Genomic DNA, 14,764 nt, shown 5'->3' with positions numbered 1-14,764 from the left:
ATGCATGAACCGGAAAAGAAGCCACCCATGAACACAGCCCTCATCTCCCCCTTCCAGTTGAAAGTACCTGAAGCGCAACTCCTCGATCTGCGCGAACGACTGGCGCGCACCCGATTCCCCGACAAGGAGACAGTCGAGGACACGACGCAGGGTGTCCGTCTCGGAACCATGCGCGCCTTGTGCGAGCACTGGCGCACCGCCTACGACTGGCGACAGACTGAATACCTGCTGAATCGGGTTGGCCAATACACCACCGAGATCGACGGCCTCACGGTGCACTTCCTTCATGCGCGGTCGCCGCATCCGGATGCGCTCCCTCTTGTCCTGTGCCATGGCTGGCCCGGTTCGGTGCTGGAGTTCAAGAAAGTGATCGAGCCGCTGACCCATCCGCCGTCGCGCGACGGAGCACGGCCACAGGCCTTCCATGTCATTGCCCCGTCGATGCCGGGCTTCGGATTTTCGGGCAAGCCCACTGCCACCGGCTGGGGCTTGCCGCGCATTGCCGACGCCTGGATTGAGCTCGTTCGGCGTCTTGGCCATGAGGATCGCTGGGCGCTCCAGGGGGGCGACTTGGGCGCCGGGGTGTGCGACGCGATCGCCCGAAAGCGACCCAAGGGTCTGGTGGGCATGCACCTGAACTTCGCGATGTTCATGACCACGCCTGCCGAAGCCGCCGAAGCGACGCCTGCCGAAAAGGAGATGCTGAAGGACGCCGGCCAGTTCTGGGATCAGCTCTCAGGCTACGCCAAGGTGCAATCGACACGACCACAGACCCTCGGCTACTCGTTGGCGGACTCGCCCGCGGGACTGGCCGCGTGGATTTACGCGATGTTCCAGGACACGGGAGGCACGCCTGGCAATGCGGAGAAGACGTTCACCAAGGACGAGATACTCGACCACGTCATGATGTATTGGCTGAACGATTCCGGGGCTTCCGCGGCCCGGCTCTACTGGGAGCTGGCCAAGGCGGGTGGCCCTGCGGGAGGGCAGCCGCCCGGCCCGATCACGGTTCCCACGGGCTTCACGATGCTGCCGAAGGAGCATGTGCGCAAGTCACGTCGTTGGCTCGAGCGGCGATACAGCCAGGTGGTGTATTTCAACGAGGGCGCGGCCGGCGGGCACTTCGCGGCCATGGAGCAACCGGATGTTCTCGTGAACGACATTCGAAAGACGTTCGAGCAAATACATTGACCCAGGGGATAGGGAACGGCTGGCGTCCTGCCTGTGCCGGAGAGGCAGGCGCCATCGAGCTTGACTGATGCCCGCTCAGCCCAGCTTCATCGCGTGCTCCACCCGCGACGCCATCTGCGGATCGCTCGGCTTCTCGAAGCTGTTGCAGAAGGCCGCGGTGGCGCCGGCCACGTCGTTCGTGCCCTTCACCGCGTCGATCGCGCCCTTGTACTCGCCCTGCAACTCCTGCTTCAGGTAGCCGTAGTTGGCGGCCTGGCTCGACGGGTCGACGTTGTTGGCCTTGGCGAAGTCGATCAGGCCCTGCTTGCGCACCCCGCCCCACTGGGCGATGCCATAGCCGTTGCCGTTGTCGTCGGCCATGTTGCCGTTCGGCCCGCCGATGCCGCCGCCCTGCGTGATGCCGGAATTCATGCCGCCGCTCTCGTGCCACAGGTTGCCGACGATGCCGGCGGCCTGCGCGTCGTTCAGGCCGAAGTCCTTCTTCAGGTTGTCCTTCCACTGTTGCGCGACCTGCAGGCTTTCGCCCGGCTGCAATGCCTGGGTCTGGGCCGCGCCACTCAGCGGACCGGCATCGCCGCCACCGGTGGCCGGCTGCGCCGGCGCCTCGGTCACCGCGGCGGGGCCTTGCTCGGGCTGCGGCACCGCCTGCGCGCCGGGATTCGCGCCTTCTACCGGTGCGGCGGCCACGGCCTCGCCGCCGCCCCACCCCCCGCCACCGCCTCCCACGCCGCCAAGGCCCGAGACACCGCCGCCTCCTCCTCCACCGCCTCCGTCCGACGACGGAGTCTGCTGGAAGGCAGCCATGAACTGCATCATCATGTACGCCAGCATCTCCAGCAGCTGCGGGTTCATCGTGGTGGCGTTCGGGTCCATCTCGCCGTCCTGGCCTTCGGCACCGCAGGCGCCTTCGACCGAGGCATCCTCGCTCGGCAGCTCGGTGCTCAATTGCGCCTCGGCCGACTCGTCGACCGGGTGGCAGCCACCGGCATGCGTGGCGCCCTGGGATCCCATGTGGCCCATCGAGCCGCAATGACCCATGGGTCCGAAGTGGGACATCGGCGACATGACGCCTACGCTCATGGGGATCTCCTTCAGGCTGGCCAGCGGTGTTGTGATGTCCGCCATGCTCGGCCCGTCACGTCCCTCACGGGGGCGGCCGGCGCGAAACGCCGTGCGGCAGTGCGAAGCCCATTGCGCGGGTTGCTGCCGCGTCATCCACCTTCCGCGTAGGCCGCCATGAACACCCTGACCGCCTCGCGCAACAGGGCCCGGTTCTCCCTGGCATCCGGCATGTCGAGCATGAGCAGCCCCCGGATGTGGCCATCGCCCAGGAACATCGACAGGAACAGGTCCGCCGCCTGCCGCGGGTGCCGCACCTTCAGCGCGCCGGCCGCGTCGGCGCGGCGCAGGTACGCGGCCAGGTCGCCGATCAAGCGGTCGGCTCCCTGCCGGTAGAAGGCCCGGCAGGCCTCGGGTTGTACCCCCGCGGCGCCGTAGAGCGAGCGGAACTGCGACAGCGCCTCGTCCTCGCGCGCCAGCGTCAGGAACTGTTCGCCGATGGCCAGCAGCGCCTTCTGCGGCTGCTTCGCGTCCAGCGCTTCGGCGCCCGCGAGGCCGCCCACCACGCGCTCGGTGCGGTCGCGCACCTCCGCCTCGAACAGCCCCTCCTTGGACCCGAAGTGGCTGTAGATGGTCATCTTCGAGACGCCGGCGTCGGCGGCGATCGCGTCCACGCTGGATCGCGCCAGGCCGTGCGCATAGAAGTGCCTGCGCGCCGCATCCAGGATGCGGCGGTCGCGCTCGGGGTCCCGCGGCCTGCCGCGGCGCGGCGTCGGCGCGGCATCGTTCTCGGTTTCGTTCCTGGGCATCTATTTAATGTACTTGAAAGTCCATTATTGGTCGAGTACATTTACTGGACTCAATCGTCCAGTATATGAATCACTTCATGACGCCCCCCCTGCATCGCAGCCTCGACCCCGGCACCCGGGCGATCCGCCCCGTGGCGTTGGCCGCGCTGGTGTTCTTGTCGGCCTGCTCGGTGGCGCCCGTGCAGCCCCCGTCGCCGTCGGTGCCACTGACCGCCGCCTTTGCGCACGGCACGCCGGCGCCCGTGGCCGGCCAGGCTTTCGACGGCGCCTGGTGGGCCGGCTACGGCGACCCGGCGCTGACGGCGCTGGTCGACGAAGCCCTGGCCGCCAACCAGGATGTGGCCATCGCCCTGCAACGCGTCGCCCAGGCCCGTGCGGGCCGCGATGCCCAGGGCTCGCGCCTGTGGCCCACGGTGGGCCTGCAGGCGTCGGCCTCGCGCAGCGAAAGCGGCCTGCCCGATCCGGTCAAGCAGGGGCAGCCCGACACGCGCGCGTTTCGCGCCGGCGTCGACGTGGCGTGGGAGATCGACCTGGCCGGCGGCGTGCGCGCTGCGCGCGATGCGGCGCAAGCCGACGCCGCGGCCGCCACCGCGGGCGTCGACGGCGCGCGCTTGCTGGTGGCCAGCGAGGTGGCGCGGCAGTACTTCGTGCTGCGCAGCGCTGAAGAGCAGCTGCGCATCGTGCAGGCACTGGCCGCGGCCCAGCGCGAGACGGCAACCCGCGTGGCGAGCCGCCAGCGCGAAGGCGAGGCCAGCGCCTTCGATCTCGACCGCGCAGGTGCCGAGGCCGAGGCGCTCGACGCGCAGGTGCCTCCGCTGCGGGTGCTGGCCGGCGTCTCGCAGACCCGGCTGGCCGTGCTGCTGGGCCGCAACCCATCGGCACGCGTCGTCGACGACGGCGCAGCGTTCGTGTGGCCCTCGGTGCGCGACATCGGGACCGGCCAGCCCAGCGAACTGCTGAGGCGTCGCCCCGACCTGATCGCCGCCGAGGCGCGCGTCGCGGCCGAGACGCTGCGCGGCGCCGAGGCACGCGCGCAGTGGTGGCCCAAGCTGTTCCTGAGCGCCCTGTTCGGCCGCGAGGACCTGCGGCTGAACGCGCTGGATCTCGCGCCGGTGCATTTCTCGAACGTCGCGCTGGCGTTTGCCGCGCCGATCTTCAATGGCGGGCGCATCGACGCCGGCATCCGCGTGCAGTCGGCGCGGGCCGACGAGGCGCTGCTGGCCTGGCAGAAGGCGGTGCTGGTGGCCGTGCAGGAAGTCGAGGACAGCCTGCTGGTGCGCACCGAAGAAGCCGAGCGCGCCGCCGCGCTGAGCCGCACCGTCGATCACCGCCGCCGCTCGCTGCAGCGTGCCCAGTCGCTGCAGCGCGAAGGCCAGATCGACCTGCTGGTGCTGCTGGACGTCCAGCGTTCAGTGCTGGCCAGCGAACTCGCCCTGTCGGGCAGCCGCCTTCAGCAGGTGCTGGCCGACGTTCAACTCTACAAGGCACTGGGCGGGGGCTTCGCGCCGCCTCCGGCCGCTGCCGTCACGACTTCTCTTGCCGCAAGGACGCCCCGATGAACAGGATCTCCCCCGCCGTGACCCTCACGGTCATGGCCGCTGCCAGCGCGCTGTTGTCCGCCTGCAGCGAGCCCGGCGCGCCTGCCGCCATCGTCAAGCCGGTCTTCGTGACCACGGTGACCCAGACGGCGTCCGCGCAAACCCGCGCCTTCACCTCCGTGGTTCGAGCTCGTGTCGAGACGGACCTGGGTTTTCGCGCCGGCGGCAAAGTGGTCGAGCGACTGGTCGAGCTCGGTGATGTCGTGAAGGCCGGCCAGGCACTCGCTCGCCTCGATCCAGCCGACTATCAGTTGGGCGCGAGGGCCGCTGCCGACCAGGTGCAGGCGGCTTCCGTGGATGCGCAACAGGCCGCGGCTGACGAGGCGCGCATGCGCCGCCTGCTCGCCGACGGTTCGGTGGGCGCTGCCGACCATGAGCGCCAGAAGGCGCGAGCCGACGCGGCTGCGGCTCGCCTGGACCAGGCCCGCCGCCAGCTCGACCTGGCGCGCAACCGCGAAGGCTATGCCACGCTGGTGGCGCCCTATGCCGGCGTGGTGACGGCGCTGCGCTTCGAGCGCGGCCAGGTGGTCGCCGAGGGCCAAGCCGTGCTGTCGCTGGCCCGTGACGGGGAGCGCGAGATCGTCGCCGACCTGCCGGAGGAATGGGTGGGCCGGGCGCGGACCCTCGCCGCCGTGGCCACGCCCTGGCAGGGCGCGGCGCAAGACGCCAAAGCGCCGCTGCGGCTGGTGCTGCGCGAACTCTCGCCACTGGCCAACGCGCAGGGCCGCACCTTCCGCGTGCGCTATGCCGCGACCCCCGAATCGCGCGCGCAGGTCGCGGCGCTGCCGCTGGGCAGCACCATGCAGCTGAACCTGTCCGACCCGACCGTGGGTGCGGCGACGGCCGCCCTGCCGGTCACTGCGCTGGTGAAGGCCAGCGGCTCCGCGGGCGTCTGGGTGCTGGATGCCCAGGGCTCGGGCCTGGCGTTCCAGCCCGTGCAGGTGGTCGGCATGGACGACGCATCGGTGCGCGTCACCGGCCTGGCCACCGGCAGCCGGGTGGTCAGCGTCGGTGCCCAGAAGCTCGATGCCGGCATCAAGGTGCGGGCCGTCGAACGTTCGCCCGAAGCCGGGCCCGCCCCCGTTGCCAAGAGCGGCTCGCAAGGGCAGTCATGAAGCGCTTCAATCTCTCGGAATGGGCCGTCACGCACCAGCCGATGGTGCTGTTCCTGATCATCGCGACGCTCATCGTCGGCGTCCTGTCCTTCAGCCGGCTGGGCCGCCTGGAGGACCCCAACTTCGACGTGCCGCAAATGACGGCCATCGTCGTGTGGCCCGGCGCCACCGCGCAGGACGTGCAAGACCAGGTGCTCAACCGCATCGAGCGCCGGCTGCAGGAGCTGGATCACTTCGAATCCGTGCGCAGCTTTTCGCGCCAGGGTTATGGCGGTGTCACGCTGTACATGAAGGGCGGCTCCAGCAAGGCGGAGCTCGACAACGCCTGGTACCAGGTGCGCAAGAAGATCGCCGATGTGCGCCAGGAGTTTCCCGACGGCGTGCGCGGGCCCTTCTTCAACGACGAGTACAACGACCGCTACAGCGTGCTCTACGCGTTGAGCGCGCCCGAGCTGTCGATGGCCGAGCTGTTGACCGTCACCGAAGACGTGAAGCGGCGCATCCAGGGCGTGGACGGTGTCGGCAAGGTCGACATCCTGGGCAAGCAGGCCGAGCGCGTGTACGTGGAGCTGTCGACCCGGCGGCTGGCCGCGCTCGGCATCGCGCCGACCACCGTGTTCGACGCGCTGGCGCGCCAGAACCTGGTGGCCCCGGCCGGTTCGGCCGATGCCACGCACGACCGCGTGCAGGTGCGCGTGGACGGCGGATTGCACAGCACCGCTGACGTTGCCAACGTGACGCTGGAAGTGGGCGGCCAGCTGCTGAGGCTGGCCGACATCGCGACCGTTCGCACCGGCTACGAGGATCCGCCGAGCCTGACCATCCGCCACAACGGCGTGCCGGTGCTGGCCATCGGCGTGACGATGCAGGCCAACGGCAACGTGCTCGACTTCGGGCGCGCGCTGGAACAGCGGCTGGCGCAGGTGCGGCAGGAGCTGCCGGCGGGCGTGCAGATCCAGCAGTACGCCGACCAGCCGCGCGTGGTGGAGGAATCGGTCTGGGAATTCGAGCGCTCGTTCCTGGAGGCGCTGGCCATCGTGCTGGCCGTGTCCTTCCTGTTCCTGGGCTGGCGCACCGGCGTCGTGGTGGCCGCGTCGGTGCCGCTGGTGCTCGGGCTGGTGGCGGCCGTCATGCACGCCGCCGGCTGGGCCCTGGACCGCATCTCGCTGGGCGCGCTGATCATCGCGCTGGGCCTGTTGGTCGACGACGCCATCATCGCCGTGGAGATGATGGTGGTGAAGCTGGAGGAAGGCTGGGACCGCCTGCGCGCTGCCACTTACGCGTACACGACCACGGCGCTTCCGATGCTGACCGGCACGTTGATCACGGCGGCCGGGTTCATGCCGGTGGGTTTCGCGAAATCGATCGCCGGCCAGTACGCGGGCGGCATCTTCTGGGTCGTCGGGGTGGCGCTGATCCTGTCGTGGCTGGTGGCCGTGATCTTCACGCCGTACCTGGGCGTGTTGCTGTTGCCGAAGAACCTGGGGAATCCGGAGACGGGCATACACCACGACGTCTACGACCGGCCCGTCTACCACCGGCTGCGCGCCGTCATCGATGGGGCGGTGCAGCACCGGGCCTGGGTGCTCGGTGCCACGGTGCTGGTCTTCGCCATCGCCGGCGCCGGCATGCTGACGGTACAGCAGCAGTTCTTCCCCACCGCATCGCGGCCGGAACTGCTGGTGGACCTGAGGCTGCGCGAAGGGGCGTCTTTCGCCGCGACGCAGCGCCAGGTGAAGCTGCTCGAAGCGCGACTGGCGAAAGACCCGGACATCGAATTCTTCACCGCGTACACCGGTGCCGGCACGCCGCGCTTCTATCTGTCGATCCTGCCGGAGTTGCCGAACCCGGGGTTCGCACAGTTCGTCGTCAAGACGGCGGGCATTGAACAGCGCGAACGGGTGCGCGCCCGGCTGATGGACCTGTTCGCCAAGGGCGAGGCCTTGCCGGACGTCAATGCGCGCGTCACGCGCCTGGAGTTCGGCCCGCCGGTGGGGTTCCCGGTCCAGTTCCGCGTCATCGGCCCCGACAAGGCGCAGGTGCGGGAGATCGCCTACAAGGTGCGCGACGCGGTGCGCCAGAGCCCGCTGGTTCGCGACACGCAGTTGGACTGGAACGAGCAGGTCCGCTCGATGCAGGTCCACGTCGACCAGGACAAGGCACGGCTGCTGGGCCTGTCCACTGCCGACATCCAGGGCCTGGTGCAGACCGCGCTGGACGGCGCACCGGTGACGCAGATCCGCCGCGGCGAAGAGCTCATCGACGTGGTCGTGCGAGCGACACCCGAGGAGCGCAAGAGCATCGGTCAACTGGGCGACCTGCCAGTGTTCACGCGCAGCGGCGCGACCGTTCCGCTGTCGCAGCTGGCCCGCGTGGAGCCGGGCTTCGAAGAGCCGGTGCTGTGGCGGCGCAATCGCGACATGGTGCTCACCGTGCGCAGCGACGTCGTCGACGGCGTGCAGGGTCCGGACGCCACCGCGAAGATCCGGCCGTCGCTGCAGCCCATCGTCGACAGCTTGCCCACGGGCTACCGCATCGAGGACGGCGGCGCCATCGAGGAGAGCGACAAGGCCAACAAGGCACTGTTCGCGGTGTTCCCGGCGATGTTCGCGGTGATGCTGACGCTGCTGATGATCCAGCTGCAGAGCTTTTCACGCCTGTTCATGGTGTTCATGACGGCGCCGCTGGCGCTGATCGGCGTGGTGCCGGCGCTGCTGCTGTTCCAGGCGCCATTCGGCTTCGTCGCGCTGCTGGGCGTGATTGCGCTGAGCGGCATGATCATGCGCAACTCGATCATCCTGGTCGACCAGATCGACCAGGACATCGCGCGCGGCGTGGCGCCCTGGACCGCCATCGTCGACGCCACGGTACGGCGCTCGCGCCCCGTGGTGCTGACCGCCGCCGCCGCGGTGCTGGCCATGATCCCGCTCACGCACAGCGTCTTCTGGGGACCGATGGCCATCTCGATCATGGGCGGCCTGGTCGTGGCCACGGCGCTCACCCTCGTCTTCGTGCCGGCGCTGTACGCCGCCTGGTTCCGCGTGCGGCGTGACAGCCCCGGCATCAACCACCTTTCAACCAAGGAGCAATGAATGTCCAACGACCACACGCAGCAAGAGGGGCGCGTCGCGATCATCACCGGCGCATCGGGCGGCATTGGAGAGGCCACCGCGCTCGCACTGGCGCGGGCCGGATACCGAGTCTTCGGCACCTGTCGCAAACCGCCGCCATCGAAATCCGCGGGTGTCGAGTACCTGGTTTGCGATGTCACCAGCGATGCGTCCGTCGAAGCCGCGTTCAGCGAAGTGCTTGCCAAGGCCGGTCGCATCGATCTGCTGGTCAACAACGCAGGCGTCGGGCTGATGGGCGGGGCGGAGGAGTCATCCCTCGAGCAGGCGAAGTCACTCTTCGACGTCAATGTGTTCGGCGTGATGCGAACCACCAAGGCCGTGCTTCCCGTCATGCGCCGGCAGGGTCGGGGCCGGATCGTCAACATCAGCTCCGTCATGGGACTGATCCCGGCGCCTTACATGGCGCTGTATGCGTCGAGCAAGCACGCCGTGGAAGGCTATTCCGAGTCGCTGGACCATGAGATCAGGGACGCGGGTGTCAGGGTGGTGCTCGTCGAACCCGCCTACACGCGGACTTCGTTCGAGAGCAATCTCATCCAGGCTGACCAGCCGCTCGACAACTACAGGTCCGCGCGCTCGAACGCGGAGGCCGTCATGCGCGACGTGATGAAAAACGCCGACTCGCCGGAGTCGGTCGCCCAGACCGTCCTGAAGGCCTGCACCGCGGCCAACCCGCGCCGCCGCTACGCCGCCGGTGGCTTCGCACGGCAGGTGAGCCTGCTTCGCCGGTTCGTTCCGGCCTCCGCGTTTGACAAGAGCCTGCGCAAGCAGCTGCGGATGCCGGCGTAGGTCGGCCCCACCTTCGTTCGCCGACGCGCAAGGAAACATCAGATGAACACACGACACCACCCCGAGGCCGACACCCCCATGAACTCCATCAAGGTACGACATCAGACGCTGCTCGCCATCGCGGCCAGCCTCGCCTGCGTCGGCACGGCCAATGCGGCTGCCTTCCAGCTCAAGGAGCAGAGCGCCACCGGCCAGGGGCGCGCCTTCGCGGGCTCCATCAGCGAAGGCGCAGACGCCACCGTGATCGCGAACAACCCCGCCGCCATGACACTGCTGAACGGCCGGTTGATCCAGGCCGACATCGCGGTGATCGACTACTCCGTCAAGTTCGACGGCACGGGCACAGACGCGCTGGGCCGCCCGCTGTCCGGCGGGCAAGGCGGCAACGCCGGCGACACCGCCGCGGTGCCGTCGTTGTACTTCCACACGCCTGTGACGGATCGAATCCACCTGGGCTTTTCCATCACGGCACCGTTCGGCTTCAAGACCGACTACGACGATGGCTGGGTCGGCCGCTACCAAGGCGTGAGAACAGAGCTCAAGGCCATCGACGCCGGCGTGGCAGGGTCTTACACAGTGAACGAGGTCCTGTCACTCGGTGCCTCGGTGTTCGCCGAGCGCATGGAGGTGAAGTTGCGCGACGCGATCGACTTCGGTGCCCTGCTGGCCGGCTCCAGCGTCCCCGGCTTCTCTCCGGCAAGCGCAGACGGATACATCGACATCGACGGTCACGACACCGCGGTCGGCTACACGCTCGGCGCCCTGCTGCGCCCGGCTGAGGGGACGACGATCGGATTGGCCTACCGCTCGGAGGTCAAGCACAAGCCGAAGAGCGCCCAGGTCGACTTCTCGATCCCGACGGCCGCCAACGCCGTGCTGTCCGCGGCCAGGCCCAATACCTTCGTGAGCACGACCGCGAGCACCGAGCTGACGATGCCGTCGTCCTGGACGCTCAGTGTCAGCCAGCGACTCGACGACCAGTGGACGGTGATGGCGGACTACTCGCGCACGTCATGGGAAAAGTTCGGCAGCGTGGTGCTGGACTTCGCCTCCAACCTGCCCGACGAGACGCTGCACTTCGGCTACCGGAACACGTCGTTCTACTCGATCGGCACGGAATACCGGGCCAACGACAGCTGGACCTTCCGGGGCGGCGTCGCCTATGACCAAACCCCCGTCACCGATGCGGTGCGCGACGTCCGCGTCCCTGACGTCAGCCGAAGGTGGCTGTCCCTCGGGGCGACGTGGCAAGTGAGCAAGCCGCTGACCTACAGCGTCGGCTACACGCACCTGTTCATCAAGGACACGAGCGTGAACCTGACGTCGTCCAGCGCCAGCAGGCTGCAAGGCTCGTACAAGCTGAGCAGCGACATCGTCGCGGTGTCTGCGCAATTCCGCTTCTGACAACGCCTTCGAGGACTGGCTCGACAGGGCCCAGGGCTCGTGGCTTCGACCACCCTGCTCCGACAGCTCATCGCCGTACGGTGTTGGACCGTTCGAAGAGCTTCGCGTCGATCATCTGGCGAGCCATGGTCATCGCGCCCTCTGATGCGCGAGCAAAGGTGTCGAACTCCGCCGTCGGGAACTGTTGCCACGACTCATCGCAAGCGACGCTCGCTTCGACTGAAAAACTGGCTGTGAATCGCTTCGCCGACCCGTGAAGCACGGCGTCTCGCTCCGCCCATTCCGGTCGAGGTGTGACCTCTGTCCAGCGCGTGGTAATGGCGCACCCGCGATAGTGGCTGTGCCGTTGGTTTGGCATGTTGACCCCCTGAAATCATGCTCCGTGGCCTCCAGGGTGCGCTTCGGCGCCAGATTCCGGTGTCAGCGGTACGCTGTGATGCCTAGTCGGCAACGCGCTGTCTCCTTGTAGGCCAGGGCGCTGTCCGAGGCAGCCTGGGCAGCTCGGCGTGGCGCTCGGAGGCGCGCACGCCCAGGACAAGGAGAACGCCATCACGCCGTCCGTCGCGGCGTCCGCCGACTTGCCGGCATGGGTGCGCCGCGGATTGCCGGGCCCAGGCCACGCCACGCTCGCGCCTCTGGCGGGCAGCTGACACGTCGCGATCGACGAAACGAACGCCGGGATGATGCGTTACGCCAGCAGCACCGGATCGGGGCCGCAGACACGCATTGACCTGTTCGGCACCTTCGTCGACCAAGGCGTCGCGGGTGAAGCCTTCGTCGGCAAGACGATCCCGATGCGCACGCTGATACGCATCGAAGGCCCGGACCGCCACGTCATCGAGCTCTACTTCACGTCACCAGGAAAGGGGGAGGCGCTCGCCACCCGCGCGGTCTACACGCGAACCGGGCCGTGACCCGAGGCAAACCCCGCAGCCATGAGCGCCTTCCAACCCGACCTCGATCTGCTGAGCCCCGTTCTTCAGGATCTGCGGCTGGTGCGCGCGTCGTACTGCCGCACCGACATGACAGCGCCGTGGGGCATCCAGATCCCGCGTCAGGACGGCGTGTGTTTCCACTTCGTGGTCGACGGCGAGTGCTGGCTGAGGCTGCCGTCGCATGAGCCCTTCCGGATCGGCCCGGGCGACGTGGCACTGCTGCCGCGAGGCACGGGCCACGCGATTGCCGACGCGCCCACCACGCACGCCCGGCCGCTCGTCATCTGTCGAGCAATAGTCATCGCGCCCTCTGATGCGCGAGCAAAGGTATGGACCCTTAACCTTGCAGTACTCGTTCACCGCAGAAGCTACTGGTACGCTGGCCGATACCCTCGAGCAAATGGCGCAAACGGCTCGGATGTTGAGCGCGTCAGGCACGTTGCAGTAGAGATGAGCCCGACAAACGCTGGTCCCGTCGATTCAATTCAAGGGGGAGGCACTTGCAGCAGGACTCCGGTGCTGTTTGGGTAGCGAGAAGTGGAACGTCGCGCCTTCCCCAACCTTGCCTTCGGCATGGACGCGCCCACCGTGTCGGTCGACTACCGCCGCCACAGTGGCCAAGCCGATGCCATGCCCTACGAAATCACGCTCAAGGTGCATGCGCTGAAACGGCGTGAACATGCGCCCGGCGAAGGCCATGTCGAAACCAGCCCCGTTATCCGCAACTTTGAAATTGACCATGCCGTCGGCCTCGTCGGCGCTGACCCGGATCTCGGGGTGCTCTACTTTCGACGTGAATTTGAGGGCGTTGCCCAACAGATTGACCCATAGCTGCTGGATGAGCCCCTCGTCACCCTCCAGATCGGGCAAGGCTTCGACGACGATGCATCCAGCAGCGGTGTCTTCCTCGGCCAGCCCGGCCACCACCTGACGCAGCATCGCGTTGCTGTCCAGCGGTGTCACCTTGAGCGGCCCCTGCCGCAGGCCCGCCAGCCGGATGAAGTCATCAATCATCCGCGTCATCTGCAAGCTCTTGCTCTGAATGAGCTCCAAAAAGCGCTTGCCCTCGACGTCCAGCACATGGGCGTAGCGTTCACAAAGCATGGTGCTGAAGCCGCTGACCGCACGCAGCGGTGCCCGTAGATCATGTGACACTGAACCGGAAAATGCCGCCAGCGCCTCGTTGGCGGCTTCCAGTTCCGCCGTACGTTCGAGGACGCGATGTTCCAGCTGCTGGTTGAGCATCTCGATCGCCTGATCGGCGAGCCTGCGCTCGGTACCGTCGCGGAAAACGATCACAACGCCCGTCACCTCATTGGCGTCGTTGCGGATGGGGGCAATGCTGTCATCGATCAAAAGCTCTTCCCCCTTGCGCGATTGCAGGAACACGTTCTCGTCCATGCCGATGCTGAAGCCCTGCAGCGAAGCCCGCTCTATGAGATCGAGAATGGGCTCGCGGCTTTCGCCGTCGATCACACAAAACACGTCGATGAACTGCCGGCCGATGGCCTCTCGTTCCGTCCACCCTGTCAGCCGCTGCGCCAATGGGTTGATGAGCGTGACAATGCCGTGCCTGTCGGTGGCGATGACCGCGTCGCCCAGGCTGGACAGCGTAGAGGACATCCATCGCTCCACCTTGCGCAGCTTCGCATCGTTGCGATGTCGGTAGAGCGCGAACTCGATGGCGGAGTGCAACTCGCGATCGTTGAACGTCTTCAGAATCTGGCCGAAGGGCTCGGGACCGCGGGCGCTCGGCACCGTGGGGGAGTCATCGTCGGTCACCAGGATCACGGGTATGTTGCGCGTCTTGCGCAGGCGTCGCGCAGTCTCCTCGATGGTCAATGGGCCCTCGGGTTGCCCGTTGATGATCACCAGATCCGGCAGCGATCGCAACGCCGCGTCCAGCGCCGCTTCGCCTTCAGATGCGGTTGCCGCAACCGTATGGCCCATCCGCTGCAGGCGTCGCCCCAGGTCTGCAGCGACACCTCTCTCGGGTTCTACGACGAGAATTCGGGTTGAGTCCACGTGTCCTTCTCCCTTGGCGCCTGGCGGTGGCGTTCTGTGCGCCTCTTATAGGCCGTACTTGATGGCGGCACAAGATTTAACTGATGCCGGGATGCGACCGTCATTGGCGAGCAGGAGCCCGGAGATCCCGTAGGCCGTCGCAGATCTATCGACAGTGCATGGCTTCACCGCGCGCAGCGGCGGCGGGCAGGTCGCGGGAGCAGGCATAAATCGGCATCGCGGGTGACGGGCCGTGACGCCCCCGATGTCAGCGTTCAGTCCCGCAGTGGTTCAGGTCGGCAACGGATCGGCTGGTTGCTCTCACGAACGGCCGCTTCTGGGTTGGAACACCGACTGCTTTGGGTCGATCTGAGCCAGTCGCCGAACGAGATTGAAGGCCCGCACCTGGCGCGAACCAGTCGCTCGGCCCAGCGCAGTTCTGCAGTGGCGGGTCGACCGCTCACTCGGCTCAACGGATTTGCAATCGCCCGCACCCATAATAAATCAAGCACTTGCAGCAACGCTATCAACTTTGCTTCAACGATGACGCCGACTGGCAGCGTTGGTGCATCGTTGCCACGGTTCGCACCTCTCCCGTCGTACAACTGGGATTCGCCAATTGGGGTATTCGCCACCATACACAACGCAGACTCTCAATGTCAATTCTCAACCACGCATTGATGCGGGCGGTTGTTGCACTTCAGACTTGAGACCGCCCAGCAAAGAAAC

Annotated in this window: 11 protein-coding genes; 8 read left to right on the top strand and 3 right to left on the bottom strand. The window is 67.4% G+C overall.

Translation table 11 applies throughout. The annotated features are described in order from the left end of the window. Window positions 1-27: 27 nt before the first annotated feature. Entirely contained in the window at window positions 28-1,191 is a 1,164-nt protein-coding gene (locus BUE42_RS11670) for an epoxide hydrolase family protein (protein WP_073465279.1), read from the top strand. A gap of 75 nt (window positions 1,192-1,266) precedes the next feature. On the opposite strand, the gene BUE42_RS11665 is transcribed toward BUE42_RS11670, so the two are convergent. Together BUE42_RS11665 and BUE42_RS11655 are read right to left on the bottom strand one after the other, a co-directional pair. Next, window positions 1,267-2,271: a phage tail tip lysozyme gene (locus BUE42_RS11665; protein ID WP_235002279.1), complete on the bottom strand. Its 1,005-nt coding sequence runs from the start codon at window positions 2,269-2,271 to the stop codon at window positions 1,267-1,269. Between the two features lie 131 nt (window positions 2,272-2,402). Further along, window positions 2,403-3,059, bottom strand: coding sequence for a TetR/AcrR family transcriptional regulator (locus tag BUE42_RS11655; protein ID WP_073465276.1), 657 nt, complete (start codon window positions 3,057-3,059; stop codon window positions 2,403-2,405). Window positions 3,060-3,136: 77 nt separating this feature from the next. Here BUE42_RS11655 and BUE42_RS11650 point away from each other — a divergent pair, with 77 nt between their 5' ends. The 7 genes from BUE42_RS11650 (at window position 3,137) to BUE42_RS34280 (ending at window position 12,562) form a co-directional block, all read left to right on the top strand. Beyond that, the gene (locus BUE42_RS11650; RefSeq protein WP_159445406.1) at window positions 3,137-4,618 is read left to right on the top strand and encodes an efflux transporter outer membrane subunit; all 1,482 of its coding nucleotides are present in this window, start codon (window positions 3,137-3,139) and stop codon (window positions 4,616-4,618) included. Next, a complete protein-coding gene (locus BUE42_RS11645; RefSeq protein WP_083614080.1) occupies window positions 4,615-5,772 on the top strand; it encodes an efflux RND transporter periplasmic adaptor subunit in 1,158 nt (385 codons plus the stop codon). Before BUE42_RS11650 ends, BUE42_RS11645 begins: the two co-directional genes overlap by 4 nt. Next, window positions 5,769-8,864, top strand: a complete 3,096-nt coding sequence (locus BUE42_RS11640; protein ID WP_073465273.1) for an efflux RND transporter permease subunit — start codon at window positions 5,769-5,771, stop codon at window positions 8,862-8,864. Before BUE42_RS11645 ends, BUE42_RS11640 begins: the two co-directional genes overlap by 4 nt. Beyond that, window positions 8,865-9,692, top strand: coding sequence for an oxidoreductase (locus BUE42_RS11635; RefSeq protein ID WP_073465272.1), 828 nt, complete (start codon window positions 8,865-8,867; stop codon window positions 9,690-9,692). It begins immediately after the preceding gene. A gap of 42 nt (window positions 9,693-9,734) precedes the next feature. Next, window positions 9,735-11,096 (top strand): outer membrane protein transport protein, encoded by a 1,362-nt coding sequence (locus tag BUE42_RS11630; RefSeq protein WP_200798947.1) that lies wholly within the window; start codon window positions 9,735-9,737, stop codon window positions 11,094-11,096. 680 nt (window positions 11,097-11,776) lie between these two features. Continuing rightward, window positions 11,777-12,010: a hypothetical protein gene (locus tag BUE42_RS11625; protein ID WP_073465270.1), complete on the top strand. Its 234-nt coding sequence runs from the start codon at window positions 11,777-11,779 to the stop codon at window positions 12,008-12,010. 21 nt (window positions 12,011-12,031) lie between these two features. Next, the gene (locus tag BUE42_RS34280) at window positions 12,032-12,562 is read left to right on the top strand and encodes a cupin domain-containing protein (RefSeq protein ID WP_073465269.1); all 531 of its coding nucleotides are present in this window, start codon (window positions 12,032-12,034) and stop codon (window positions 12,560-12,562) included. On the opposite strand, the gene BUE42_RS11615 is transcribed toward BUE42_RS34280, so the two are convergent. Continuing rightward, a complete protein-coding gene (locus tag BUE42_RS11615) occupies window positions 12,512-14,056 on the bottom strand; it encodes a sensor histidine kinase (RefSeq protein ID WP_073465268.1) in 1,545 nt (514 codons plus the stop codon). The genes BUE42_RS34280 and BUE42_RS11615 overlap by 51 nt on opposite strands. Window positions 14,057-14,764: the final 708 nt, after the last annotated feature.

Origin of the sequence: Rhizobacter sp. OV335, assembly GCF_900142965.1 — a bacterium.
Classification (GTDB): domain Bacteria; phylum Pseudomonadota; class Gammaproteobacteria; order Burkholderiales; family Burkholderiaceae_C; genus Rhizobacter.
The sequence above is the reverse complement of the archived record's forward strand: the minus strand, read 5'-3'. Positions and strand labels throughout refer to the sequence as shown.

Coding starts and splice junctions, on each gene's coding strand:
- BUE42_RS11670 (WP_073465279.1), top strand. CDS start 28: ATGAACACAGCCCTCATCTCCCCCTTCCAGTTGAAAGTACCTGAAGCG.
- BUE42_RS11665 (WP_235002279.1), bottom strand. CDS start 2,271: ATGAGCGTAGGCGTCATGTCGCCGATGTCCCACTTCGGACCCATGGGT.
- BUE42_RS11655 (WP_073465276.1), bottom strand. CDS start 3,059: ATGCCCAGGAACGAAACCGAGAACGATGCCGCGCCGACGCCGCGCCGC.
- BUE42_RS11650 (WP_159445406.1), top strand. CDS start 3,137: ATGACGCCCCCCCTGCATCGCAGCCTCGACCCCGGCACCCGGGCGATC.
- BUE42_RS11645 (WP_083614080.1), top strand. CDS start 4,615: ATGAACAGGATCTCCCCCGCCGTGACCCTCACGGTCATGGCCGCTGCC.
- BUE42_RS11640 (WP_073465273.1), top strand. CDS start 5,769: ATGAAGCGCTTCAATCTCTCGGAATGGGCCGTCACGCACCAGCCGATG.
- BUE42_RS11635 (WP_073465272.1), top strand. CDS start 8,865: ATGTCCAACGACCACACGCAGCAAGAGGGGCGCGTCGCGATCATCACC.
- BUE42_RS11630 (WP_200798947.1), top strand. CDS start 9,735: ATGAACACACGACACCACCCCGAGGCCGACACCCCCATGAACTCCATC.
- BUE42_RS11625 (WP_073465270.1), top strand. CDS start 11,777: ATGATGCGTTACGCCAGCAGCACCGGATCGGGGCCGCAGACACGCATT.
- BUE42_RS34280 (WP_073465269.1), top strand. CDS start 12,032: ATGAGCGCCTTCCAACCCGACCTCGATCTGCTGAGCCCCGTTCTTCAG.